Source organism: Vibrio sp. 10N.222.52.B12, assembly GCF_002875385.1.
GTDB lineage: Bacteria > Pseudomonadota > Gammaproteobacteria > Enterobacterales > Vibrionaceae > Vibrio > Vibrio jasicida.
On sequence record NZ_MDAW01000135.1, the window covers coordinates 12,490 to 37,001 of the forward strand.

Genomic DNA, 24,512 nt, shown 5'->3' on the forward strand with positions numbered 1-24,512 from the left:
CTGGGTTCAACGGGGCTTTGATTTTCATTTTGTGCGGTTTAGCATTAGCTGACGGCGCGAACTTTACCTTGCTTCAAGTCGTTCAGTACTTGTGCTTTCGGACCATCAGCAATCACGCTGCCTTTTTCCATCACTATTACGCGATCAACAATATCGAGCATTGAAGTTTTGTGAGTAATCAAAATCAGCGTTTCGCTCGGTTTTAGCTGTGCTAACTGATGTTTGATGTGCATTTCTGAACGGTTATCCATTGCACTGGTTGGTTCATCCATTAAGAGCACTGGAGGACGCCCCAAGAACGCTCGCGCAATTGTCACAGCTTGACGTTGACCACCAGATAACATGCCGCCACCTTCGCCCACTTGACGCTCTAGACCCGCTGGATCTGATTGAGTAAAGGCGGTGACACCCGCACGGTTTGCGGCGTCTAATACGTCGCGGTCATCGGTGAGCGGACGACCTAGGGTAATATTGTCGCGAATAGAACCGAAGAACAGATTCGAATCTTGCGGTACACAGCCAATATTGCGTCGTACGTCCACATGGTGAAGCTGTTCGATGTCTGTGTCATCAATACGCACGTGACCCTCTGTCGGTTTGTACAGGCCCATTATCAGGCGTTCTAACGTGGTTTTACCTGAACCAATACGACCGATGATTGCGACTTTTTCACCTGGATCAATCGTTAGGCTTAAATCACGAATCGATGCCACTGGCGCATCTGGGTAATGGAAGGTCACTCGGTCAATCTCAATCTTACCTTGAACGATAGGACGATGAATGTAGCGTTTACCTTCTTCTTGCTCGTCTGGCAATTCCATCACTTGATTAATGATGGTCATTGAGGACTTAGCTTGGTTGTAGCGTGTAGACAACAATGAAAGCTGAACCATTGGACCAATTGCACGACCACTTAGCATGGTTGCTGCAATCAAGCCACCCATCGTCAAATCGCCGTTTGAGATGAGATAAACACCCAGAATGATCATGCCGACGTTACTACTTTGTTGAACAAAGCCCGCTGCGTTTTGAATGCTGTCGGTAATACGACGGCTCTTGATGTTCCAGTTTGCCATGTGTGCAACGGCTTCTTCCCAACGGTATTGGAATTGGCTTTGTGCACTCAGCATTTTCACGGTTTCTAGGCCGGAAAGGCTTTCAATCAGGTTGGCGTATTTCTGCGAAGCAAGGCGAGAACCTTCTTCAATTGAGCGGCGCAGTGGACCTTGAATCAACGCCGAGTGAATCATCAGAATCACCACACCAATCATTGGCACGTAAACCAGATCGCCCGCCATCAGCCAGATGATGACTAGGAACAAAATCGCGAAAGGTAAGTCGATCAGAGCACTCACGGTTGCAGAGGTGAAGAATTCACGAATCGATTCGAACTCTTGTAAGTGGCGAGCAAACGCACCCACTGAAGGTGGTTTGGACTCCATTCGGATGCCCATCACTTTGCTGAAAAGCTTTGAAGAAATCAGGATGTCGGATTTCTTACCCGCAACATCAATAAAGTAGTTACGCAGTGATTTGAGCAAGAAATCAAATAAGAACACTACGAAGATACCGCTTGCTAGTACCCACAGGGTTTCAAACGCGAGGTTAGGGACTACTTTGTCGTACACCAAGCGAGTGAACATTGGTGCAGCAATGGCGAAGATATTGATGAGGATAGAAGCGATAAGTACATCGCGGTAGATGCGTTTAGACTGCCATAAGGTTGACCAGAACCAGTGGCCTTCTTTGGTTTTGAGCACTTCGGGAGAGCGCTCATCATATCGAAATTGTTTTTTAACTAAAAAGTAGCGACCAGTGTACTGCGCAAGTAGTTCTTCTAGAGGGATGGAGATGGGCACCAAACCGCTTTCTAGGGTGGTGATCTCTGCTTCTTGTGTCTCCAAATTAATACTATTGAGAACGCAAGAGTCGCCACCTTTAAGAAGTAAGATAGCCGGCAGAATTAGGCTTGAGATTTTGTCTAATTCTGCACGGTTTTCCTTGGCAACCAATCCGGCCCTTTCCGCCGCTCTCGGTAGCAGAAACGGTGTGAGCTTACCCTCAGAGAGTGGAAGCCCATTAATTAGCGCTTCCGGAGAGTTGGCTAAACCGTAATAACGGCTAACGTAAATCAGCGAGTTCAGTAAAGGGTCTTTCATCCTTGGTATACCTTTTCTTTATTCCTTGTCGACGATGAAACCTTGGAAGACCTCGACGAAGTGCTCGGTGAGGAAGTCCAACTGAATCTGCGTTTCTACACGTGATGCAATCGTCGTGATGCCCAAGTTGTGAGCGGTTCGCGAGATCGAAGTCAGCGTGAATTTCTGTTTTTCGTCATGCAAGTTGTGCGTGAACAGGTAATCCAGTTTTACGTAATTCGGGCGGAACTCCTGAATGTACTCAAGTGACTGGAAGTTACGACCATAGTTATCAACACCGAATTCTGCACCTGACTGACGAATGGCATTACACAGTAGTGCTGTATGGTGTGGATGGTCGATGAAACACGCTTCTGGAACCTCAAAGTGCAGCATTGGCGCAACTTTCGAGTGCTTCTCTAGCATGCTGGTGGTCCAGCGAATGAACGAAGGTTGCGACAGACTGCTTTGTGCAATGTTGATGGCAACAGGTTCGTTCAACTCACCGCTTTCTAGCATTTTAATCATCGACTCAATGACGTATTGGTCGAAGATGTTGGTGGCATCAAGCTGCTCTAAAGCAAACAGGTATTGGTTGGCACGGAAGGTCTCGCCATCTTTTTCGATACTAGAGAACACCTCGTTGTGGAATACCTTGCCCCATGTGTTTTTCGCAGATTGAAAACGGAATTTAATCCAATCACCGTGAATCGCTTCTTCAACCAGCGCTTTCCATTGCTGCTTACCCATTAGGTTAGAAGAGTTTTCACCACCCACGAAGCCGTAAGCTCTGTCTGGTTGTGCTTTTGCTTTCGATAGTGCGTTATCCACCATAGAAAGCACTTCTGAGCGTGTTTTCTGATCTTTACTGTGTGCCACGCCGAGCGAAGCTTTTGGTTTAGCAAGACCGGTTGGGTCTGTGTTCAGACCATTCACACAGTTGACGATGCTATCCGCTAGGATGCGCAGTTCGCTTTCATCCATGTGTGGGAATAACAGACCGAATTCGTCGCTTGATAGACGAGCAATGGTTGCTCCTGGTACATCGATGGTGTTTTTAAGACGTTGAGACAACTCTTTCACGTGGGCATCAGCGCGTTGGTAGTCTTTCGTTTCGTAGATGTCACCAATGTACTCTGCATGGAGTAGCGCGATACCCCCTTGCGTTTGTTCTGCCAACCATTGGTCAACTTGGTTGATGTAGAACGAGCGGTTACCCAGTTTGGAGATCGGATCTAGGTAAGCTTGTGCACGTAGACGCTGCGCTTCTTTCGCTTGTTCTTTGAATGACAGTTCAATCTGAGCCGACATCATATTGATACCGTCTACGACTGCAATGAGGTCTTTGGTCTTTGGACGAGCAAGCGGGTCACCAAATTGGTTGTTGGCGATTTCGTGCATTTTCTTAACGATGGCTGCTAAAGGTTTGAGTGAGCGACGTAGGATGTAAGAAATCGCGACTAAACCCGCTAGGAAGATAACGCCAAATGCCGATAGCAGGCGAATAAAGCCTTGCCACAACTGTTCGTAAGCAGCACCTGGGTGGCTGATGATTTCTACTTCAGCCAGTTGCATCCAACCACTGGTTACGACGCGTTTATCGTGAATCGCTTTAAATAGATTCAGGTCGATAAACCACTGTGGGACATGGCTTGGCTTTACTGGGTACGAGCGCACGATCTGGTAATCCGAATCTAACGCGGTGAGACGTACGACAGAATAAGTACTGCCGTCAAACAACGCATTAATCACGGACTCGACTGCCACCTTATCTTTATCTTTTAGATACGGTGCCAATGCTAAACCAACGGTGTTAATGGTGTTGTTGACCTCTGAACGTTGCTGCTGCTCTAAGCTGTCTCGAGTAGTGTTGAATTGGATTACGAATACTGATGCCATCAAAAGTAAAAAGACCGTAACCATTCCCACTACAAGCTTCTTATATAGGGTCATGTTTTTCACTCGTCATAGTTAATTTTAGGTTTCTTTAACTGCAACTTACGTTCGCGCGAGCGTAAGTCATTCCAAAGACTCAAACGTGAGGCTTTTCCTGCTAACTCTCCAGTGCCAGCAGAAGACTTCATTAGCCATAGGTTTGAACCATTAAAACTGTAAATTGGTAGCAAGTCGCTACGTTTGGAGGCTCGAACAATGTCTGGGTTGATATTGTCGAGAATGAGCGGCTCAGAGCTTGGGGTCGGGTAGTAAGCCAATACCATGTGGAATTGATCCAGTTCGATGGCTTTAACATAGATCAAGCGCATCTTAGAATCGGGTATGCCTAGCTCCAGCAGTGAGAAGTACTTAGCAATGGTGAAATCTTCACAATCGCCCGCATTACTGCCCAAAAATTCGAGCGGTGTTGCCCAGTAGTCTTTCTTTCCCCAAAGTTTGATGTCGTCAACGAAGTAAAGTTGGTTGAAAAAGTCGTTAACACCTGCAAGCTTCTCATGAGTCTCCAGTGTTTTAAAAAAGTCGATGTTTTCCCGCCATGTTTTCACGCGCATTCCTGCTCGCTCACCATAAACTGAAGTGACCGTATCGACCCATCGCTGTTCCTTGCTGTTGAGCGCCCCAATTTGGAACGAAAAACAACTGATGCTGATTAATAATGTAACTTTACGCTTCAATTTGGGTGGCATATTCGACTCACATCACAAGTGTACCTTTGAAATGCGTTCGTGGGTGAGAAAAGTGCTTTTTATTTAACCACTTGTCGTCACTTAAGAACACATTATTTGTACCTTGCAGATACTTACTCCTTCAGTGCGTTGGTTTTGGCGCTCAAAATCGGTTTAAGCAAGTATTCCAAAACGGTTCGTTTCCCTGTGATGATATCGACCGATGCTGTCATTCCGGGAATGATTGGTAAGTCAGCATCCTGTCCAAAATTGGTTTTATCGGTACGGACTCGAACAATGTAGAAGCTGTTGCCTTCTTCATCTTGTGTGGTGTCCGCACTGATGTGTTCTAGTTCACCTTCTAGACCGCCATATTTGGTGAAATCATACGCGGTAAACTTCACGATGGCGTGAAGGTCTGGACGCAAGAAAGCGATGTCTTTTGGGGCTATCTTTGCTTCGACCAATAAAGTGTCTTCGGTTGGAACGATTTCAACAATGTCCATACCTGGCTGAATAACACCACCAACGGTGTTCACGTTGAGAGTTTTGATGGTGCCGGTTACTGGAGAAACCACCACGGTGCGGTTTACTCGGTCTTCTAGGCCTACCGCGGATTCTACGAGTGCGGACAGTTGGTCTTGAGTGCTATTGAGCTTTTCTTGTTGTTCAGAGCGGAATTTCAATGCCACATCAATACGGTTAAGCATGGATTCTCGTATCGCAGAACGAAGCACTGGAATTTTCAGTTCGCTAGAGGTCATCTCCCGGCGAGTATCGTTTACTTGGCGTTGAAGTTTGAGTAGCTCAATACGAGGTACGACACCTTCGTCTGCCAGTGGCTTCGTGATGTCTAGCTCTTTCTTCGCGAATCGGTAGCTTTGGCGCAAGTTGTTAACTCGAGCCCTAATTTCAACCAAATCTTGTTGTTTCTGCTTAACTTGCTGATCGATAACTGACAGCTGGTTGCGTAAGTTGTCGAGATCTTCGCGGTACTCTGCTTTTTGGCGTTGGGTGAGGCGAGGTTGGTTCTCTTCAAGTGTCGGTGGGAACGTCAATTTACCGTAATCGAGTAAGACACTTTGTTCCCAGTCTTTGTCTTCAAAATCACGGTTCACTTCTACACTGCTGATGGAGGCTGAAAGCTGCAACACCGAGGCCGTTAAGTTCGCTACTTGTTGTTCACGTTCTCGAAAGTCTGAGCGAAATCGCGTGTCATCAATCAGCAACAGCTGCTGGCCTTTCTCTACTTGTTCGCCTTCTTTTACTAAGATCTCTTTGACCAAGCCGCCTTCAAGGTTTTGTACCACTTGGATTTGAGAAGAAGGAATGACTTTGCCTTGACCAACCGTCACCTTGTCGATTTGCGCCCAAGATGCCCAGCCAATAGCAGCAACAAAAAACAACACCATAACCCACAACATAAGGCGGGCACTACTCGGCGTGTTCAGGAGCAAAGCAGCGGTTTTATCGTCAACAAAATCCAACTCGTCGTTGCTTAGCTTGTTGTAGTTGTCTCGGCTCATCACATTCCTTGTTTTATAAAGACGGTTTATCTTTTTGATCTTATTATTATTAACCGACCATGTCAGCATGCTCGGTTAATAAAAATGTGTGAAAGGGGTAGATGGCCCCTCTTTTACAGTGCCTTGAACTTTGTTTTATCCAACTGATGTCGTTTTAGTTTGTCATACAAGGTTTTTCGCGACACCTGTAATTCTAGTTGAACCTCTTTGAGTCTGCCTCTATGTCGTTGTAGTGCATCGAACAATAAGCAATATTCAAAGTGTTCTGTGCGTTGAGTCATACTTTGGATTTCAATGCTCTTTTCACTGTTCCAGTCTTCCATGCGAAACGCATCTGGTTTGAGGGCGCGCAATTCCGCAAACTGCCTCAATTGTTTGATGTTTTCTGGCCAAGCCAGTTCTGTTATTCGTTTTACTTCTGCCAAACTGATTTGTGGTGGTTGCAACTGATAACGACTGGCAGCATGGCGAACAAAATGTTTATACAGCGGGCCTATGTCTTCTTTGCGCTCGTCCAAGCTCGGCATGCGAATCAACTTAGCCAATGTCTCGACTCCTTGCACTACTTTGTTTGCGGCCCCAAACACGCGTTGTAAGCTTGGGTGCTTAAACAGGCATTGCCATTGTGGTAATGAGATGTGTTCGGCACTGTGAAGATACAAACTGCAATGTGGCCTCCCTTGTGACAAATGATAAATCGCTTTGTCGAACGCATCCGAGCTTAATTCATACAAATCTTCACCAGACGCGACGATCATTTCACTGTCTGACGTGGCATGAATATCGTGGGCAAATTGCGCAGCGAGTCTTCGTCCTGTGCCATCTTCGCCAAAAAAGATCAGTGGCTGGTGGAGTGAGGCGCTGATTAAGGTTCGGCGAATATCGACCATAACTTGGCTATGACCAATCATTTTTGGTCCCACGTGCGTTTGCATATCGAGCTCTTTTTTCAACCAGACGTTTTCTTGCAATAGAGTCAGTTTGTCACTGGCGTTATTCAGTGATTTTAACAGTTGCTCTGTCGAGAATGGCTTTTCGAGAAAGTCATATGCGCCACTTTTCATCGCCTCTACCGCTGTTTTTACATCACCGTGGCCAGTGAGAACAATAAACTGAAAGTGATTGTTTTTGCTCAGCAGCGTGCGCATAAACTCTAAGCCGTTCATCACTGGCATATGGATATCGGTAATGATCAAGGCTGGTGTGTGCGGGTCGATAACGCGTAGTGCTTCGACTGCATTGGGAAAACAGGTTATTTCGATATCTTCAATTAAAAGCGCTTGTGATACAGCATCACGAATATGCGGTTCATCATCGACAAAGAAAACGGGATTATGCATAGGTGTTTTCCCCTAAGGAAGGTGTTGTAGCGAGTGGAACCGTGATAACAAAAGTCATGCCGTTTACTTTTTGTGTTTGAGCGTCTAGATGTTGGTAAGCGCTCAAAGCACCTTGGTAGCTCTCTAAAATACGTTTTGAAATGGTTAACCCTAAGCCCAATCCCTCGGGCTTGGTAGTGAAGAATGGGTCGAAGACTTTTGCTAAGGCACTCTCGGACATGCCCGGGCCGTTGTCGGAAACTAAAATATCGCAGTGAGTTTCTTCGCATTGCACGGCAATCGAAATTTGTGGATCAATGCAGTAGCTATCCATGGCTTGCGCCGCATTATGAAAGAGGTTAATCAGCACTTGCTCAAGCTCAACGCTGTGAATCGCTAACCTCACGTTATATTCGATAGTTGGCACTTTTAATGTTACGCCTTGCTTGATCAGCTTGTTACTCAAAATTCGCGTGGCGTTGTGTACAGCATCATGCAGGATGGCGACTTCGCTGTGTTGGTTGCTGTCGGTTTTGCGTGTAAAGACTTTTAAACGAGCAATGACTTCGGCAATCGTGTTGTTGAGTGACAGCATCTTATCCAAATTGCTTGCCACCATAGGGTAACGCTCCTTTGCCATCAAACGTTGTGAGTTTTCGGTGTAGGTTCGCAGCGCGGCAAGCGGCTGGTTAATTTCGTGATTGATGCTGGCGGACAGCTCCCCAAGCAGTGCGAGTTTGGCGGCTTGCGTCAACTCTTGTTGAGTTTGCTTGAGTTCTTGCTGACTCTTCTCATATTGATGCACGGTTTGCTGCAATTTGTGGTTGGCTTGGCTGAGGACCAACGTTCTTTCCGAGACTTTTTCTTCCAAGTTCGCGTTCACATTCGCGAGGCGTGCTTTGTTGACCAGCATTTGGAACCAAGCCAAAGCAATTAAACCAACCAAGGCATACAACAGCAGATAAATGACATCGGCTTGAAGAACGGCGGTGAGAACTTTTTGCTGGCTGATCAGTGCTACAACACGAAAGCCTTTTTCAAACAACTGGGTCGCGTATGCTAGATAGTTTGAAGAGAGTAGAAGTTGATTGTTTTCAAACTGCGTCGCACCACTTTTTCCGGTTAACTCACCACGATATTCTGGTAGGGAGTGGCCGTATTGTTGGGTTTGACTGAGTTCATGTTTTGCTGCTTCGGAAAGTGGAAACAATGCGCGATAACGCCAATCCGGTAGATTACTCATGAAAACGACGTCATGCACGCCTGTGACGAGTAAATCTCCATCGTCTTGAACCAACCTTTGTTCAAGTTGTTCTAAGTTGACTTTAACCGTAATCACTCCCGCGACTTTGTCATCAACCCAAAGCGGAGATGAGAAGAAATAGCCCCGCTTATTAGAGCGAACGCCTAATCCAACGTATTGGGCTTTCTCGCCATTGAGCGCGTTCTGAAAATAAGGGCGAAAGGCAAAGTTAGAGCCCACAAAACTGTCGTCTTGCTGGTAATTACTTGATGCGATTACTAAGCCCGTTTTGTCGTGGACATAGATGGTATCGGCCAAGCTTTGTGTGAGCCATTCCGCCAACAAACGGTTAAGTGCATCAGACGGTTTTCCGATTTTTATAGCGTCGAGCAATCTTGGATCGTGGCTGAGTAGATTGGGGATTTGTTCAAACTTAGCCAACTCATAATCGATCTCCTGAGCAACTTGCGTGGCTTGGGTTTGAAGTTTTTTTTGCCATTGATCATGTTGATGCTGGGTTGCGTACTTATGAGTCGATATTAGCCCGACCATACCGATGGCGAGCAACACCAGCAAAAAATGGCGCAGAGCTTTGGGGTTGAGTAGGTTCACGGTTGGCTCACTCGTTTTTAACGCCATGTTATCAAAAGGCATTTAACGATGCTGTGAGCCGCAGCGACAACGTGACACAACACAAATCGCAATCAGAGTTATCGTTTGCTGTCCTTGAAATTGAGTATCATCGGGCGCACAATCGGAAAAAACGAGTGAAGGAGTGAAGATGGAACTTGCTGATATTCGTCGTGAGTACACAAAAGGTGGCCTGCGTCGTAAAGATTTAAAAGCAGATCCTGTCGATCAGTTTAATTTGTGGTTGGCGCAAGCGGTAGAAGCTGGCTTGACCGACCCTACTGCAATGACCGTTGCCACGGTTGATGAGAATGGCATGCCATTTCAACGTATCGTACTACTGAAAAGTGTCGATAAAGATGGTTTTGTGTTTTACACCAACTTAGGCAGCCGCAAAGCACAGCAGCTTGGGCACAATAGCAATATCAGCCTACATTTCCCTTGGCATCCGCTTGAGCGTCAGGTCCATATTACGGGCGTTGCAGAGAAGCTGTCACCGATGGAGAACATGAAATATTTCACTTCTCGCCCGAAAGAGAGCCAACTTGCTGCGATCGCCAGTAAACAGAGCAGCCGTATTTCCGCTCGAGGCGTGTTGGAAGGCAAATTCTTAGAGCTGAAACAGAAATTCGCCAAAGGGGAAATCCCAATGCCAACCTTCTGGGGTGGCTTCCGTGTGAAACCGCAAAGTATCGAGTTTTGGCAAGGTGGCGAGCACCGCTTGCATGACCGTTTCTTATTTTCTAATCAAGAAGGGACGTGGGATATTGATCGTCTTGCGCCATAATCACGCGAAAACAAAGAATAGAAAAACACCGCCCAATTTGGCGGTGTTTTTGTTTATTAAGAATCAGCGTTCGCCGTTAAGCACCACAGAGAGCTGATGTTTAAGTAGGGTCTTTGGCACAATGGAGCCGTAACCAGCTTCCATAGCTTTGTCGATCAACTCATTCTTGCTGTTGGCTTCAAACTTCGTACGTAGACGAGCAACATGCCCCTCTACTGTTTTAGTGGAAATGCCCATGACCTGAGAGATGAATTGCGGTTTTTTTCCATACAGCAATAGGAATAAGGTTTCTTGTTCGCGGCAGGTTAGCTTTTCGGGTTCGGGTTTCAGGTTAGAGAAGCGGAAGATTGATTTTTTGCTCGGGTTTCCACCAATGGCTCGGCAAACCCAATAGCCTACTTCGATGACCGCGGTATCAGTCAGTTCACGCCCATAAAAGATGGTGCCAATGATGTTGCCATCGTCATCTCGCCACGGCGTTTTAGTAAAGATATGCGCTCGCCAATGACCATCAGGATAGGGGTGGATATCGAGGATCTTCAGTGACTCGCCAGTCTCAATAACATGCTTATCTTGCTCTTGAAACTCTTTTGCACACTCAATGGTTGGGCTCGCCATTTCAAAGTCTGTCTTTCCAATACAGGCTTCAGGTGAATCGTAGCCTATCAATTCTGCGTATTCCTGATTCACATATCGGAATACTGACGCTTTATCTTTGCATCCCCAACAACCCGGTAGCTGTCGGAGGAGCGACTGTTCTATGGTATTGACTGGAATATTCACAAGAGGGCTCACTACTGCTACGTATCGCCTGCTTTATTGCAGGTCAGTGTTCTCACTTCGATTATCCTGAAATTTCTCTTACGAAATCGTTCCTTGATCATGCTTTCAGGAATTGCGCCAGACAAACTGGAAAAGAGAGAAGATAGATCAAGTTAGCTCAGCGTGATGATTAAGCTCAGGATACGGTGAGGTGGCCCATATAATATCAGCTTATGCCATTGTTTTCATTGGCGTAGAGCAAAAAAAAGGCCAGCCTGAAGACGGGCTGGCAACACAAGATATAATCTTGTCGACGTGTAGAAGAGGTTCTAAATTACATAGCGAGGGTCTGCTAAGTAAGTTAGAGGTATCAAGTAGATACCGGTGAACTCAGGGTCGTATGCATCCTAGAGCTCGAGGTCTAATGTATTGAATTGAGCGTATATTGGTAAGGGGGGAATTCCCTCTATGTTGCTGTTTTCTGGTTAATTCATGCGCTTTTGATCGTAATTTTGACCTCTTGACTTACATTGGTGTGCACTTCAACCGCAAAGATCTTTTGAGTCGAGCTGTCTCAACTTTAGTAATTTTGACTATCTATCCGTTTTTGTTAAAAAAATTGGTTGCACATTGACCGTAAGTTACTCTTACATGATCATCGTTCCGGAACTATGATCATGCAGACTGCCTTGATCGTGTTGGTTTGATCTTGTGCGATTGAGTTGGGGAAGATTTGCAACCCCACCGAGAAGGTATATGATGCCAAGGTGTAAGCCGACCGTGAAAGACGACAGTTTTAAATGAGTGATTCAAATAACCCGAAAGCCCCGCTGTATAAAGAGATCGCGCTGCCTAAACCAGCAGAGTTGATCACGCTTCCGTCTTATATGGATTGCCATGATCATGCTTACACGCAGATCGTGATCGGTTTGAAAGGCCAAGCGGAATTTGAAGTTCGTGGACAGGGTAATTTAGTTGGCCCGGGACAAGGTTGCATCGTAACGGCGTCTTCTGATCATGCTTTCGGCGGCGTGATTCATCAATCAGACATTTTGGTACTCAACATGCCAAAGCCTGCCAACGATGATCCCGAGATGCTACAGAAAATCAACAATCTAGAGCGCTCTCATCTTTACTTCCAACTGGATGGTCAAATCCAAAAGCTGATTCAGATGTTGGTACAGGAGATGCGTAATCATCCTGATGATTTGCTGCTTAGTCGCGCTTGTAACGATACTGTGATTGCGTTGATGCAACGCCATATCTCCTCATTTGAAACATCAAAAAAAGATTCACGATTCGATTTGGATGCGATAGATCGTTACATCGAGCAGCATTTGAGCCATAAAATCAGTGTTGCGCAGTTGGCAGGTAGTGTGTTCTTGGGCGAAAGCCAGTTCCATAGCTTATTTAAAGAGCAAATGGGTATAACGCCGCATCAGTATGTGCTAGGTAAACGTATTGATATGGCGCGTGATTTGATTGAGCAAGGCCACCTTACGTTCGGCCAGATAGCCGAATTTACAGGTTTTTCTAGCCAAAGTACTTTCACGCATACTTTTACTCGTTTACAAGGTTTGTCACCTTCGCAGTATAAGAAACAGAGTTAATAAAATATCTTTCTTTTTGTTCGTCTTGTTGCTTATTGATAGAACGCCGCGCATTGGTCGCGGCTTTTTTACGTCTGTATTTTGCACAGGAAAGTCGAACTTTTTCGCGTAATTCCCCTTTAAATTTTCAGTGTTTTTGCCCATTCCTCACAAAATCACAATCTAAATCCTTCTTATTCAAATAAAAATTGCCCAAAACCTGTCTACTTTTGTTGTAAATGACATGCAAAAATTAATTTTTAAAACACAATATATTATCTAATTGCGTGTGACTATGTAGATGTTTTGTTATAAAAGCGAGTTTTTAGCAAAAAGCTCGGAGTTTTTGACAAGTATTCTTCTCGGGCTCAAAATACACTGCCAGCCATTGATGATCCTCGAAGCGGTTTTCGAGGAGAGAGATTGAGGAAAACGCATGTTTACTGCAACAAACGTGTTAACACCGGAATTTATCGAGCAACCGCTTGATAAGTTGTGGTCACTGATCTCGCCATTGTACATGGTGGACGAGTCTCAATGGCTAGAGCAATTATTGCCACTAGCAACGCCGACAGCGGAAGAAAAGTCGGCAATCACGACCCAAACAACTCAGCTTATCGAAGCCATTCGTGCCGATAAGAAGTCAATTCAGATGATTGATGCGCTGTTGTTGGAATACAGCCTAGATACTCAAGAAGGCATCTTGTTGATGTGTCTTGCAGAAGCGTTGATGCGTATTCCGGATTCAGCGACGGCCGATGCACTGATTAAAGACAAGTTAAGTGTTGCGGATTGGAAATCTCACCTTAAGAGTTCAGATTCTGTCTTCGTTAACGCTTCAACTTGGGGGTTGATGCTGACAGGTAAAGTGATTGGCATTGGTGACCAAGAAACCCAGAGCCCAAGTCAGGCTGTAAACCGTCTGGTGAACAAATTCTCTGAACCTGTGATTCGTAAAGCCATGTATCAGGCAATGAAGATCATGGGTCACCAGTTTGTACGTGGTCGTACGATTGAAGAAGCACAAAAGAACGGTCGGCCAATGCGCGACAAAGGTTTCACTTACTCATTCGATATGTTGGGTGAAGCGGCGCTAACCACGGCAGACGCAAGTAAGTACTTCAAAGACTACCTAATGGCGATTGAAGCCGTAGGTCGAGAAACGTATGGCAGTGACACGAGTCCTGCGCCTTCTGTTTCTATCAAGCTTTCAGCACTTCACCCACGTTACGAAGTAGCGAATGAAGAACGCGTGATGACTGAGCTTTACGATACGCTGACGCAACTGCTTAAGCGCGCTATCGAAGTGGATGTTGCCATCACGATTGATGCAGAAGAAGCAGACCGCCTTGAGCTGTCACTGAAGCTGTTCGAAAAACTGTACCGTAGCGATCTACTCAAAGGCTGGGGCAAGTTTGGTCTTGTGGTTCAAGCCTACTCGAAACGTGCGCTGCCAGTATTGGCATGGTTGAACGGTTTAGCGAAAGAGCAGGGCGATATTATCCCACTGCGTCTCGTGAAAGGCGCGTACTGGGACAGCGAAATTAAGTGGTCGCAACAAGCGGGTTACGAGAATTACCCTGTTTACACGCGCAAAGAAGCGACGGATGTTGCTTACCTCGCGTGTGCACGCTTCCTACTAAGTGAAGGCGTGCGCGGTAATATCTTCCCGCAGTTTGCTAGTCACAACGCGCACACTGTTACTGCGATTGCTGTGATGGCAGAGCACAAAGATTACGAATTCCAGCGTCTGCATGGTATGGGCGATTCGCTTTATAACCATGTGATGGACACTTATGGTCAGCCAGTACGTATTTACGCGCCAGTCGGTAGCCATGCGGACCTACTGCCTTACTTGGTTCGTCGCTTACTAGAAAACGGCGCGAACAGTTCGTTTGTGCACCGTTTAGTGGACGCGCGTTGTCCAATTTCAGAGCTGACGCATCACCCTGTTGATGTGCTGACCTCTTTTGATACTTTGCACAACGGTCAAATTCCAATGCCAACTGGCATCTTCCCAGAGCGTAAAAACTCGTACGGTGTGAACGTTGATATCGACAGCGAAGCGAAGCCGTTTGAAGCGCAGGTTGAAAGCTTCCTAACCCAGAAGTGGATTGCGGGTCCGATCATCAGTGGCGTGAAACATGTCGAAAGCATGATCAAGGAAAACTCCGCAGAGATCATTACTGCCCCTTACGATCGTCGTATTGAAGTGGGTCAGGTGGCTTTCGCAAGCCTTGATCATGTTTCCGCTGCAATCGAAGCGGCTGATGCTGCATTCCCAGAGTGGAAAGGCACCGCAATTGAACTAAAAGCGGCGTGCCTAGATAAGCTTGCGGATCTGATGGAAGAAAACTTGGCTGAGCTGGTGGCGATTTGTCACCAAGAAGCGGGTAAGACGATTCACGATAGTATTGATGAAGTGCGTGAAGCGGTCGACTTCTGTCGTTACTACGCGAAACAAGCGCAAAACCTTCAACCGTTCGAACTAGAAGGCTTTGATGGCGTAAAACGTATTTCGAGCCGCGAAGGGCTAGGCGTATTCGTTTGTATCAGCCCATGGAACTTCCCATTAGCGATTTTCCTTGGTCAAATCACAGCGGCATTGGTTGCAGGTAACACAGTTGTGGCTAAGCCAGCTGAGCAAACTAGCTTAATTGCGGCGCGTGCGATTGAATTAATGCTAGAAGCCGGCTTCCCAGCGGGCGTGATTCAGCTATTACCGGGTCGTGGTGGTGAAATCGGTCATGCACTAACGTCTCATGATGCGATTGCAGGTGTAGCATTTACTGGTTCGACGGCAACGGCGCAGCGCATCAACGTGACGCTTGCCGAGCGCAGCGCGAAGCCAGTCCCGTTTATCGCTGAAACTGGCGGTCAAAACGCCATGATTGTGGATAGTACGGCACTACCAGAACAAGTTGTGCGTGACGTGATTCGTTCCGCTTTCGCTTCTGCAGGCCAACGTTGTTCTGCTCTGCGTGTTCTGTTCGTTCAAGAAGACGTTGCGGACCGCATCATCAACCTTATCCAAGGTGCAATGAATGAGCTGCATGTTGGTATTCCTTACCTACACAAAACGGATGTAGGGCCGGTTATCGACAGCAATGCAAAAAATAAACTCCTTGCTCACCTAGAGCACATGACAAGCACACAAACCAAAGTTGCTCAATTGCAATTGGATGAAACGTGCCAGCACGGTGATTTTGTGTCGCCAAGTGCGTTCGAAATCTCGGGCATTGATGTTCTGAAAGAAGAGCAATTCGGCCCTATCTTGCACATTGTTCGCTTTAAAGCGTCTGAGTTGCCAAATGTGGTTGAGCAAATCAATCAAACCGGTTTTGGCCTCACAATGGGCATCCACAGCCGTAATGAAACCACTTACCGTTGGATTGAAAAACACGCTCGCGTGGGTAACTGCTACATCAACCGCGATCAGGTTGGTGCAGTCGTTGGCGTTCAGCCATTTGGTGGTCAAGGTTTGTCTGGTACAGGTCCGAAGGCGGGTGGTCCTCACTACCTATACCGCTTCACTAAACAACATCTTGTTCAAGCAGAGAAGGCGTAAGGAGTCGCATTATGGTTCATCAGATCACGTATTTTAAAGATGCATTCTCTGCTTGGGAGCAGTGGAATCTGACCGATTTTGATTACAAATGTGAGCATTTGCTGGCATTTAAATCTGCGATAGAAGAGCAGCATAGCGTGGCTGGCAAAGTGGTGTCTTACCACTTGCAACAAGCGTCAGCTCTGTTAGCAGAAACTCATCAGTTAGTTGGCCCTACGGGCGAAACTAACGAGCTGTACGCGGCGGGGCGTGGTGTGGCTTTGGTCGTTTGTGAAAACAACCTAGCGAATACTGAGAACGCACTGTACAGCACTTTTGCAATGATCACCTGTGCCCTGATTGCGGGCAACAGCGTGGTGATTTGTAGTGACAATACAGAACTTAATCAGATGGTTAAGCAGGCTGTAACGTCAGCAAACTTCCCATCTAACTTAATCCAAGTGGTTGCGTACGACGCGTCTTCCCCGCTGTTAGACAGCGACGTACGTAGTGTTGGTTATGTTGGGCATTCACAGGTTGAGCATGCGCTTAACCTGCAACTGGCTAAGCGTGACGGTGCCATCGTCGGTTTAGTTTCTGAAACGGATTTAGAGTCACCGACATTGACTCATGATCCTCATCTGTCGTTGCGCTTCATTACTGAGCGTACTCGAACGATAAATATTACAGCAGTGGGCGGTAACGCGACTCTACTCGAGTTGGGAAGCGACTCCCACTAACCTGACTTGTGATACCAATCTGAATCAAAAGAGCCTGAGAGCTTACTCGGGTTGGTATCTCTTACTTTGATGTATTGCTGCGATGGCAAAATATCAAAGCGGGCAAGGAAGGAAATAATTATAACGAGGACTATCAAATGATAGAAAATAGCTTTGCTATCACGACCACTTTTGTGGCGTATTTACTAATTATGGTTGCCATTGGCGTTTACGCGTATAAGAGGACTTCCAATTCATCTGACTACTTCCTAGGTGGTCGTAGCCTTGGTCCATGGCCAGCGGCACTCTCTGCGGGCGCATCAGACATGAGTGGTTGGTTGCTGCTGGGTCTTCCGGGGTATGCGTATGCAGCAGGTATCGAAGCGTTCTGGCTAGCGGGTGGTCTGCTACTGGGTACGTGGGCAAACTGGTTGATCAATGCGAAGCGTCTACGTACGTATAGTATTCAAACCGATTCACTAACGCTGCCTGAGTTCCTGTCGCGTCGCTTCAACGATAAGTCGAAACTGATTCAGACAATCTCTGCGTTCTTCATTCTTTTATTCTTCCTTTTCTACACCAGCTCAGGCTTGGTTGCAGGGGGTAAACTGTTTGAAACCGTATTCGGCTTGGATTACAGCATTGCCGTTATCATCGGTACCGTGTGTGTGGTTTCGTACACGCTATTTGGTGGCTTCCTGGCGGTATCTTGGACGGATTTAGTACAAGGTCTATTGATGGCGGCGGCACTGATGATTGTGCCTGTTGCTGTAATGGACGGCGGTCTAGGTCAACTAGCGACTGACATGCACAACATCAACCCAGAGCTATTAACGCTATGGAACGATGTGAAAGGTGAACCTCTATCGGCTATCGCGATCATTTCGCTAGCGGCTTGGGGCCTAGGCTACTTTGGTCAGCCACATATCCTAGCGCGTTTTAAAGCTTCTCGTTCAAACAAAGACCTAACAACAGCGCGTCGTATCGCTGTGGGTTGGACTGCGCTGTCTATGGCGGGTGCAATGCTTGTGGGTCTTGTTGGTCTAGTGTGGGTAACAGGTCACCCTGGTACCCAACTGGATGATGGAGAGAAAATCTTCATGCTATTGGTGAATACGGTATTCCACCCAGTGATTGCAGGTATCCTACTGGCGGCAATTCTTGCGGCGGTAATGAGTACTGCAGATTCACAGCTTCTAGTATCTTCATCAGCTCTTGCTGAAGACTTCTACAAGCAAGTGATTAAGCCAGATGCAACGTCTGAAGAAGTGGTAATGATTGGTCGTGTAGGCGTTATCGTGATTTCTCTTATCGCGCTATTCCTAGCAATGACGCCAGATAGCTCTGTTCTAGGTCTTGTATCTTACGCTTGGGCAGGCTTTGGTGCTGCGTTTGGTCCGGCAGTTGTACTTAGCCTTTATTGGAGCGGTATGAACCGTAACGGCGCACTAGCAGGTATCCTAATCGGTGGTGTGACTATCGTGGTTTGGAAACAGCTAACAGGCGGTTGGTTCGATGTGTACGAAATCGTACCGGGCATCATCTTCTCTACTATCGCTATCGTGGTTGTGAGCAAAATGACTGGCGGTGCTGCGCAAGACGTACTAGAGCAACACAAAGAGTACCAGAAGAAGTTGGTTGAACTAGACTAATCATTCTCAAGTGAAAACAAAGCCCGCGACTATCGCGGGCTTTTTTGTGTTTGTTCGATAGCAATTTGAATGACCACTAACACCTCAATTAGAGAATTTCTGAGATATAGTAAAAAAACGTGTTGACCCGTCTATCAGTGTAGGGCTGATGCTATGTCTGTACCGACAAAAGGAGCCACTATGCTAACCGTAACCCAACTGGCCAGAGAGTGTAGACTCTCTCGTACTACGATTCTTTACTATGAGCGTGAAGGCTTGCTAGCGCCTGCACATCGTTCAGAAAACGGTTATCGCTGGTATGGAGAAAAAGAGATGCAGCGTTTAAAAACGATCTCGTCTTATCGTTCTTATGGGTTACCGATTTCCAGCATACGCACTTTGTTGGCACAGAAAGGCAAATCTCAAGCGGAGATCTTGAAAGACCATTTCAATGAGCTCGAACGCGAGATTCAAAACCTACGAGCGCAGCAAAAAGCGATCGTGGTGCTATTACAAGAACCACAACTGATAGAGGATAATATTGTGACTAAAGAACGTTGGGTACAAATCATGCAAGCAGCGGGTTTCTCTGAAAACGACATGGTGACATGGCACCAGAAATTTGAAGAGATGGAGCCTGCTGAGCACCAAAAATTCCTTGAATCTTTAGGGATTGAGCAGGACGAAATTGTGCGTATTCGTGCTCTATAATTAGCGCCTAAGCAGCGCATTAAAAACCGGTTAAATAAGAATAAGCCTCTTCGTGAGGCTTATTCTTTTGGCGTTATATTCAATAGAAAAAAGTTTAATAACAGGCAGCTTGATAACAAACCGTTTAGTTGCGGATTTTTGAGTAAACTACAGTGTTGCTCAATTCCCCTGAGGTAGACAGGCGGTCGTGTCTCAACTCGCCTTCAAAATCATAGCCACAACGCTCTGCGACGGCGCGGCTTTTTAGGTTGGTTGAATCTGCCGTAATAGCAATGCGCCTCGCACCAAGATCTTCAAACGCGTAGCGCTCTAGTTTAAGCACCGCTTCGGAGATGTAACCATTGCCCACTGCGGTATCATCTAACCAGTAACCGATCTCAAATGCTGGTACTTCTTGGTCTCTAATCATCAAGCCAACGGCGCCAATTAAGCGATCGCTTTCCTTTTCGATGATGAAGTAACGTAATTCCTCTTCGAAGTTTTCAAAGTTGGCGGTGGCTTTTTCTGTTCCCTCAATCATGGCTTCTAGTGTGAGCACATGTGGCACCCAAGGAAGGTACGTTTCGAGCGTCTTCTGGCTGCGCACAACCGCTTGATGTGCTTCTTCTGCACGTTCCAAACAAGCAGGGACTAACTTAAGACGTTTCGTTTCCATATCGATTCTCCTTTGGGTGAAAAATGAACGAAAAATCATTTAATCAGATGTACTTAGAATGATCTAGTCGTTAGTACAATATTATTCGCTTGGTTTGCTTGGAAGAACCTGAGAGAATCGTACGGTTATTAAACCAACTAGGTTCATTATGAAACTTTTAGTAAGAAACTTGGCTCGTGAAACGACCGAGCAAGATATGCGCACATTATTCTCAGCGCACGGCAAAGTAGAACTTTGTACTCTGGTTCTTGATCAAGAAACGGGTCTATCGAAAGGGTTTGGCTTTGTGATCATGCCAGATGAAGCAGAAGCAATTGCTGCACTAGAAGCGCTAAACCTTTCTAGCGTCGCGAAAAGCAAAATCCGCGTGAAAGTCGCTCAAGACTAAGATAGAGAAAAGCCAGCATCATCGCTGGCTTTTTTGTCCCTTCAAACGAACGTCTTTTGATAGACACAAACTTCACGCTCAGCCCCTTTAGGACCAACCCAAGTGTTTTCGACATAAGGTACATTGAGTTTGTTTATAACCGATTTGGAACGGTGGTTTTCTACTAAGTGCAGTACCTTAATTCCGACTAACTCAAAGTCGACACGTGCGAAGTCGATGAGGGCTTTCGTAGCTTCAAACGCGTAACCCTTCCCCCAGTAAGGGACACCTAGCCAATATCCTAAAGTGCCATAACCATCCTCAATTGTCGGTATGCTCACGGCCCCTAATAACTCTCCTGACTCACGCAAGGTAATCGCGTAGACGACACCTCTGCGCTCGTCGTACGTTGGCTCATGTCCTTCAATCCATGCTTTCGCCATAGACAGCCCATAAGGATGTGGAATGTTCGCGGTCATATCTGCGATGATTTTTTCACCCGCGAGTAAAGCGACGCGTTCACTATCTTCATGCTGAAAAGGTTGCAGAATGAGTCGTTCAGTAAAGAGTTTTGGTTGTGTTGGCATAACGGCATCACCTTACAGATTGAATGACCCAAACATCAAGATCAGGTCGGTAGGTAGTATCGAAGTAGCCTAAATCGTGAAATGCGAATTGAACTCCAGCTTCATTCGCTCTAGGTTGGTTGCCGCAAATCACATTGAACATGGCGCTCATAAAACGGCCGTGGGAGACCACCAAGTAACGGCCACGGCCTCTTCTTATGATGGACTGAAGAGCAAGGCTAGCACGTGCAAAAAGTTCCACACCGCTTTCCCCTTCATTGGCAGAGACAACGCAAGGTTGGTACGGGTTGACGAAATCAGCCATAGGGTATTTGTGGTGAGATTCGCTAAAAGGTAGCCCTTGCAAAGGGCCGTTATCACGCTCCATCAATTCATCATGTGTGGTCATAGGGACATTTAGGTGTGTAGAAAATATCTCTCCAACATGACGTGCACGCTGCATTGAGCTACTTAAAATCGCATCGTACTTTCGCCCTTCTTCGGCAAATTGTTTCGCGCGATTTTCGGCTTGTTGAATCCCTACTTCGGTGAGCGGACTATCAAAGCGCCCTTCGTGAACGCGTAAATCATCCGCTTGTGAACGTCCATGGCGAACAAAAGTAATGTGGATCATCGGTGACTTCCTTGTCAGTTATTTTTATTTGGCAGGCACGCTGAACAATAGCATGGCTTTACCAAATAAAAGTGGGTTCAACTAATTCATATCCTTGTGATTCTCTATTATTTTTGGATGAAATTCACACTGTAAATCGCTGAAATTTGAACCGGTGATGATGGGGGGGGGCTTGATAATTGTCAGCCGTCGCCAATCGCTTTTGAATAAAAACAAACCGCAATAATAACTTATGTGCTATGTCGCGTAGAATTACATACATAAGCGTTATTTTTCATAGTTGAGGAATGAAAGTTGAGGTCTGACCAAGGTCTCATAATTTGACCACTGAAAAGGGATTTTTTGGAGGTGGGACACAAAAAAACAATGGGGCTTTTTTATTGTGGAATTATTTTGAACAAAATATGTCAATTGTCAGTAGCACAGGAAAAAGCAGGGAGAGATGTAATGCCAGATATTTATTGCTCAGCTTGTAGAAGATCAACGCAGCATAAAGTGATCATGAAGCGTTGTGAACCAGAGCAAATTGCGACACTGAGCGGCAAAGTGGTGAGCTTTACGCAGCTGATGGCCAAATTTGTAACAGGTGAACACTATTACGAAATGGAGCCTCAATATTATTGTCGTTGCTGTAACCATCGCGCTATTGGTGAATTAGTTCAGCATCCAGCGCGACAGACATCAGCGATAATGTAACCGGCGTTTAGGCTGCGAGTTCTTTCTCGGTAGCAAATGGTAATCCGTCGATCATAACTGGCCAGCCGTAAGAGGCATATTCAGACGCCAGAGACTTTGCGACTTCGTGTGAAACGGTCGTGTACGTCCATTCGCCAACACCAAATGGTTTGTACGCGAGTTGTAGGGTTAACATTGCTTTCTCCTCATTATTTTTGCCTATTATTACCTTACTATTTGGCTCATTTCTTTTCTTTAAAGCTCGTATTTTTCTCTCCAAAGTTCATCATTCCATTTTTTCGTTAACAAAATTATCTTATTAATAAAGTTACCTATATTGGTCTGTATATCTATAAATTTGGCATATGAATGTTTTCATTTTTTGAACGTTTGACACTTTTTTGTACATGGCAATCGTTAAATGTATGCAGGTTTCACACGTTCTCTCTTTCACTATTTGCAAACTGAATAGTAACTATTAATCTGAAGGCTCCTAAGTTGTTAAAAGGATGTGGTTAATGAGTTATCAACTAGACAGAATTGATTTACAGATTTTAAGGATTCTGCATTCTCGAGGCCGAATTCCGATCGTTGAATTGGCAAAACAAGTCAATTTAACCACGTCTCCATGCTCTGAGAGAGTCAAAAGACTCGAAAAAGAAGGCTACATTAATGGCTATCACGCCGAACTTAATGCGGAAAAGTTAGGTTTAGATGTACAAGTTTTTATCCATATTCGTCTCGATCAAACCAGCTTTTCGATTTTTGAAAAATTCGCTAAAGCCGTAGAGCTGATGCCAGAGATTGAAGAGTGCTATTCATTGTCTGGTGATTTTGACACCATGATTAAGGTAAGAGTAAGGAACATGAAAGCTTATCAAGAGTTCATGTCGAGTAAGCTTGGGACGTTGCCTGGTGTGATTCAGACTCGTAGCGAAGTGGTGATCGAAGAGCATAAAACGGGGTTTGGCGTTAATCCAGAGCTGTTAAGCTAACTAAGGTTAAATGCTAGATACAAAAAAGGAGCCTACTGGCTCCTTTTTTGTATCAGGTAGATAAATGCTTATGCGCTAACGTAGGTGGTTAAAATACCAATTAAACCACCAAAAACACCGCCCCAGACGACTAGCCAACCCAAGTGCTCTTTTATCATCTTCTGCACAATTTCTTTAACAAGAGCGGGCGTCAATTCACTTAGCCGCTGATCAATAATGCTTTCAATGTTTTGTTTGATTTCATCCATCATCGCTGGCGATTCTAATTGATCTTTTAACGCTGCTTTGATGGTGTCGCTTTGGCTCAGTTCTACAATTGATTCCTGCATCTTTTCAACAAACGGTTGTCTCATTGGTTGCAGGGCTTCTGTGCCCCCAAACATTGCAAGCATACCTCCAAACTGTGAGCCTTCGATGACTTCGACAAGTGAATCAAACGCTGAGTTTAAGTCCACTTTTTCGATGACAGGTTGAAGGTTGATGTTTACGCCTCCTGCCATTTCTTTATTAAGGAAACGGTCGATGTTTGCTTCAGTAAAGAACTGCTCCATCATCAAGTTTTTGATGGCCAGCTTAAACTCCTCGAACCGTGCAGGAATAACGCCAGAACCATAAAGCCCTGGAACTTTCTCAAACAGCATGTGGATGGCTAGCCAGTTGGTAATTGCGCCAGAAAACGCAAACAAACCTGCATACCAAAGGTAATCGTTTTGAATTTGGTATCCTGCACCCATCAGAGCGATAGCAAGGATATTAGTCAGCAAACTTTTGTTCATAGTGAGCGATTATGTATGAATTGAAGAAGGAATAAGTGGACATGATTCTATACCTAAGTCACACCGAGATGCTAGGTTGTGAGAATAATCGATTGGGTAAGGCGTGGTGATAAAGAAGCATAATGTTGATAAAGGCCAAAAAAACAAAACCCGACAATCATTGTCGGGCCACTGCTTTTTCTTAGAAAATCTAAGCGTCTTTTTTGGTCTTTTAGAAGCGGAAGATCTTACAGCAAAGTTGGCATTTCCAGCGCTCTGAGTAGCCGAATAGTTTATCTGCCCAACTTTGTTTTACTTGTACGATCTGCATTGAACCACATTTGCACATAAGCTAATTACCTTATTATTAGATTAATAACTAAGCCATCGATTGAGTATAGCTGTTTCTCAAAAAGTGAAATAACAAATGAAGCCAGCTCAATACTCTGCGTTGTGTCCACTGCTTTCGAATACGCAACGAGGCGCTATATTAACAGAAAAAATGTGATATGCACCCATATTATTGTTTCATATGTGAGATTTTAAGTGATCTCGATCACCTTTTGTTTGGGGTTATCAAAATTACCTTAGTAGACAGAAGGTAAAAAAAACGGCGCTTGAAGCGCCGTTTCTGTTGGTCTC

The 24,512-nt window shown here is 45.6% G+C and carries 21 protein-coding genes; 9 read left to right on the plus strand and 12 right to left on the minus strand.

Features of this window, described 5'->3' with window-relative positions:
* Nucleotides 1–44 precede the first annotated feature (44 nt).
* From BCT11_RS18550 to BCT11_RS18575, 6 genes are all read right to left on the minus strand, one after another.
* Nucleotides 45–2,159 (minus strand): type I secretion system permease/ATPase, encoded by a 2,115-nt coding sequence (locus BCT11_RS18550; protein ID WP_102388942.1) that lies wholly within the window; start codon nt 2,157–2,159, stop codon nt 45–47.
* 18 nt (nt 2,160–2,177) lie between these two features.
* Nucleotides 2,178–4,091 carry a LapD/MoxY N-terminal periplasmic domain-containing protein gene (locus BCT11_RS18555; protein ID WP_038871616.1) on the minus strand — a complete coding sequence of 638 codons (1,914 nt, stop codon included), beginning with the start codon at nt 4,089–4,091 and terminating at the stop codon, nt 2,178–2,180.
* A 5-nt stretch (nt 4,092–4,096) separates the two neighbouring features.
* Entirely contained in the window at nt 4,097–4,780 is a 684-nt protein-coding gene (locus BCT11_RS18560; protein ID WP_038871574.1) for a transglutaminase-like cysteine peptidase, read from the minus strand.
* A 113-nt stretch (nt 4,781–4,893) separates the two neighbouring features.
* Nucleotides 4,894–6,285, minus strand: a complete 1,392-nt coding sequence (locus tag BCT11_RS18565) for an HlyD family type I secretion periplasmic adaptor subunit (protein ID WP_038871570.1) — start codon at nt 6,283–6,285, stop codon at nt 4,894–4,896.
* Nucleotides 6,286–6,398: 113 nt separating this feature from the next.
* Nucleotides 6,399–7,625, minus strand: coding sequence for a response regulator (locus BCT11_RS18570; RefSeq protein WP_102388943.1), 1,227 nt, complete (start codon nt 7,623–7,625; stop codon nt 6,399–6,401).
* Nucleotides 7,618–9,501: an ATP-binding protein gene (locus tag BCT11_RS18575; protein ID WP_181136661.1), complete on the minus strand. Its 1,884-nt coding sequence runs from the start codon at nt 9,499–9,501 to the stop codon at nt 7,618–7,620. The genes BCT11_RS18570 and BCT11_RS18575 overlap by 8 nt, the downstream gene beginning before the upstream one ends.
* Nucleotides 9,502–9,628: 127 nt before the next feature.
* Between BCT11_RS18575 and pdxH the strand changes: the two genes are divergently transcribed.
* Nucleotides 9,629–10,264 carry a pyridoxamine 5'-phosphate oxidase gene (gene pdxH / locus BCT11_RS18580; RefSeq protein ID WP_038871564.1) on the plus strand — a complete coding sequence of 212 codons (636 nt, stop codon included), beginning with the start codon at nt 9,629–9,631 and terminating at the stop codon, nt 10,262–10,264.
* Between the two features lie 63 nt (nt 10,265–10,327).
* Here pdxH and BCT11_RS18585 read toward each other — a convergent pair whose 3' ends face one another.
* Nucleotides 10,328–11,047: a helix-turn-helix transcriptional regulator gene (locus tag BCT11_RS18585; RefSeq protein WP_080774286.1), complete on the minus strand. Its 720-nt coding sequence runs from the start codon at nt 11,045–11,047 to the stop codon at nt 10,328–10,330.
* 779 nt (nt 11,048–11,826) lie between these two features.
* Between BCT11_RS18585 and BCT11_RS18590 the strand changes: the two genes are divergently transcribed.
* From BCT11_RS18590 to BCT11_RS18610, 5 genes are all read left to right on the plus strand, one after another.
* Nucleotides 11,827–12,636, plus strand: a complete 810-nt coding sequence (locus BCT11_RS18590; RefSeq protein WP_038879960.1) for an AraC family transcriptional regulator — start codon at nt 11,827–11,829, stop codon at nt 12,634–12,636.
* A 415-nt stretch (nt 12,637–13,051) separates the two neighbouring features.
* A complete protein-coding gene (gene putA / locus BCT11_RS18595; RefSeq protein ID WP_102388944.1) occupies nt 13,052–16,183 on the plus strand; it encodes a bifunctional proline dehydrogenase/L-glutamate gamma-semialdehyde dehydrogenase PutA in 3,132 nt (1,043 codons plus the stop codon).
* Nucleotides 16,184–16,194: 11 nt separating this feature from the next.
* Entirely contained in the window at nt 16,195–16,902 is a 708-nt protein-coding gene (locus BCT11_RS18600) for a 1-pyrroline-5-carboxylate dehydrogenase (protein ID WP_038871556.1), read from the plus strand.
* Between the two features lie 137 nt (nt 16,903–17,039).
* A complete protein-coding gene (putP, locus tag BCT11_RS18605) occupies nt 17,040–18,533 on the plus strand; it encodes a sodium/proline symporter PutP (RefSeq protein WP_038871553.1) in 1,494 nt (497 codons plus the stop codon).
* Nucleotides 18,534–18,713: 180 nt separating this feature from the next.
* Nucleotides 18,714–19,223, plus strand: coding sequence for a MerR family transcriptional regulator (locus BCT11_RS18610; RefSeq protein WP_102388945.1), 510 nt, complete (start codon nt 18,714–18,716; stop codon nt 19,221–19,223).
* A gap of 124 nt (nt 19,224–19,347) precedes the next feature.
* Here BCT11_RS18610 and BCT11_RS18615 read toward each other — a convergent pair whose 3' ends face one another.
* Entirely contained in the window at nt 19,348–19,878 is a 531-nt protein-coding gene (locus BCT11_RS18615; RefSeq protein WP_198593968.1) for a GNAT family N-acetyltransferase, read from the minus strand.
* A gap of 148 nt (nt 19,879–20,026) precedes the next feature.
* On the opposite strand from BCT11_RS18615, the gene BCT11_RS18620 reads away from it, so the two are divergent.
* Nucleotides 20,027–20,266 (plus strand): RNA recognition motif containing protein, encoded by a 240-nt coding sequence (locus tag BCT11_RS18620; protein WP_038871547.1) that lies wholly within the window; start codon nt 20,027–20,029, stop codon nt 20,264–20,266.
* Between the two features lie 41 nt (nt 20,267–20,307).
* Here the strand turns inward: BCT11_RS18620 and BCT11_RS18625 are convergent, their stop codons facing one another.
* Complete coding sequence (locus BCT11_RS18625) at nt 20,308–20,832, minus strand: GNAT family N-acetyltransferase (protein WP_102388947.1); 525 nt, start codon at nt 20,830–20,832, stop codon at nt 20,308–20,310.
* 7 nt (nt 20,833–20,839) lie between these two features.
* Nucleotides 20,840–21,445, minus strand: coding sequence for a histidine phosphatase family protein (locus BCT11_RS18630; protein ID WP_102388948.1), 606 nt, complete (start codon nt 21,443–21,445; stop codon nt 20,840–20,842).
* A 447-nt stretch (nt 21,446–21,892) separates the two neighbouring features.
* On the opposite strand from BCT11_RS18630, the gene BCT11_RS18635 reads away from it, so the two are divergent.
* Nucleotides 21,893–22,141 (plus strand): hypothetical protein, encoded by a 249-nt coding sequence (locus BCT11_RS18635; protein ID WP_038871541.1) that lies wholly within the window; start codon nt 21,893–21,895, stop codon nt 22,139–22,141.
* A gap of 7 nt (nt 22,142–22,148) precedes the next feature.
* Here BCT11_RS18635 and BCT11_RS18640 read toward each other — a convergent pair whose 3' ends face one another.
* Nucleotides 22,149–22,316 carry a hypothetical protein gene (locus tag BCT11_RS18640; protein WP_005428989.1) on the minus strand — a complete coding sequence of 56 codons (168 nt, stop codon included), beginning with the start codon at nt 22,314–22,316 and terminating at the stop codon, nt 22,149–22,151.
* A 322-nt stretch (nt 22,317–22,638) separates the two neighbouring features.
* Here BCT11_RS18640 and BCT11_RS18645 point away from each other — a divergent pair, with 322 nt between their 5' ends.
* Nucleotides 22,639–23,115, plus strand: a complete 477-nt coding sequence (locus BCT11_RS18645; protein WP_038871538.1) for an Lrp/AsnC ligand binding domain-containing protein — start codon at nt 22,639–22,641, stop codon at nt 23,113–23,115.
* A gap of 68 nt (nt 23,116–23,183) precedes the next feature.
* Here the strand turns inward: BCT11_RS18645 and BCT11_RS18650 are convergent, their stop codons facing one another.
* Nucleotides 23,184–23,891, minus strand: a complete 708-nt coding sequence (locus tag BCT11_RS18650) for a DUF445 family protein (RefSeq protein ID WP_102388949.1) — start codon at nt 23,889–23,891, stop codon at nt 23,184–23,186.
* Nucleotides 23,892–24,512 lie beyond the last annotated feature (621 nt).

Bases quoted from the DNA above. Each gene is read 5' to 3' on its own strand.
- BCT11_RS18550 (WP_102388942.1), bottom strand. From the start codon at position 2,159: ATGAAAGACCCTTTACTGAACTCGCTGATTTACGTTAGCCGTTATTAC.
- BCT11_RS18555 (WP_038871616.1), bottom strand. From the start codon at position 4,091: ATGACCCTATATAAGAAGCTTGTAGTGGGAATGGTTACGGTCTTTTTA.
- BCT11_RS18560 (WP_038871574.1), bottom strand. From the start codon at position 4,780: ATGCCACCCAAATTGAAGCGTAAAGTTACATTATTAATCAGCATCAGT.
- BCT11_RS18565 (WP_038871570.1), bottom strand. From the start codon at position 6,285: ATGAGCCGAGACAACTACAACAAGCTAAGCAACGACGAGTTGGATTTT.
- BCT11_RS18570 (WP_102388943.1), bottom strand. From the start codon at position 7,625: ATGCATAATCCCGTTTTCTTTGTCGATGATGAACCGCATATTCGTGAT.
- BCT11_RS18575 (WP_181136661.1), bottom strand. From the start codon at position 9,501: ATGCCTTTTGATAACATGGCGTTAAAAACGAGTGAGCCAACCGTGAAC.
- pdxH (WP_038871564.1), top strand. From the start codon at position 9,629: ATGGAACTTGCTGATATTCGTCGTGAGTACACAAAAGGTGGCCTGCGT.
- BCT11_RS18590 (WP_038879960.1), top strand. From the start codon at position 11,827: ATGAGTGATTCAAATAACCCGAAAGCCCCGCTGTATAAAGAGATCGCG.
- putA (WP_102388944.1), top strand. From the start codon at position 13,052: ATGTTTACTGCAACAAACGTGTTAACACCGGAATTTATCGAGCAACCG.
- BCT11_RS18600 (WP_038871556.1), top strand. From the start codon at position 16,195: ATGGTTCATCAGATCACGTATTTTAAAGATGCATTCTCTGCTTGGGAG.
- putP (WP_038871553.1), top strand. From the start codon at position 17,040: ATGATAGAAAATAGCTTTGCTATCACGACCACTTTTGTGGCGTATTTA.
- BCT11_RS18610 (WP_102388945.1), top strand. From the start codon at position 18,714: ATGCTAACCGTAACCCAACTGGCCAGAGAGTGTAGACTCTCTCGTACT.
- BCT11_RS18615 (WP_198593968.1), bottom strand. From the start codon at position 19,878: ATGGAAACGAAACGTCTTAAGTTAGTCCCTGCTTGTTTGGAACGTGCA.
- BCT11_RS18620 (WP_038871547.1), top strand. From the start codon at position 20,027: ATGAAACTTTTAGTAAGAAACTTGGCTCGTGAAACGACCGAGCAAGAT.
- BCT11_RS18625 (WP_102388947.1), bottom strand. From the start codon at position 20,832: ATGCCAACACAACCAAAACTCTTTACTGAACGACTCATTCTGCAACCT.
- BCT11_RS18630 (WP_102388948.1), bottom strand. From the start codon at position 21,445: ATGATCCACATTACTTTTGTTCGCCATGGACGTTCACAAGCGGATGAT.
- BCT11_RS18635 (WP_038871541.1), top strand. From the start codon at position 21,893: ATGCCAGATATTTATTGCTCAGCTTGTAGAAGATCAACGCAGCATAAA.
- BCT11_RS18640 (WP_005428989.1), bottom strand. From the start codon at position 22,316: ATGTTAACCCTACAACTCGCGTACAAACCATTTGGTGTTGGCGAATGG.
- BCT11_RS18645 (WP_038871538.1), top strand. From the start codon at position 22,639: ATGAGTTATCAACTAGACAGAATTGATTTACAGATTTTAAGGATTCTG.
- BCT11_RS18650 (WP_102388949.1), bottom strand. From the start codon at position 23,891: ATGAACAAAAGTTTGCTGACTAATATCCTTGCTATCGCTCTGATGGGT.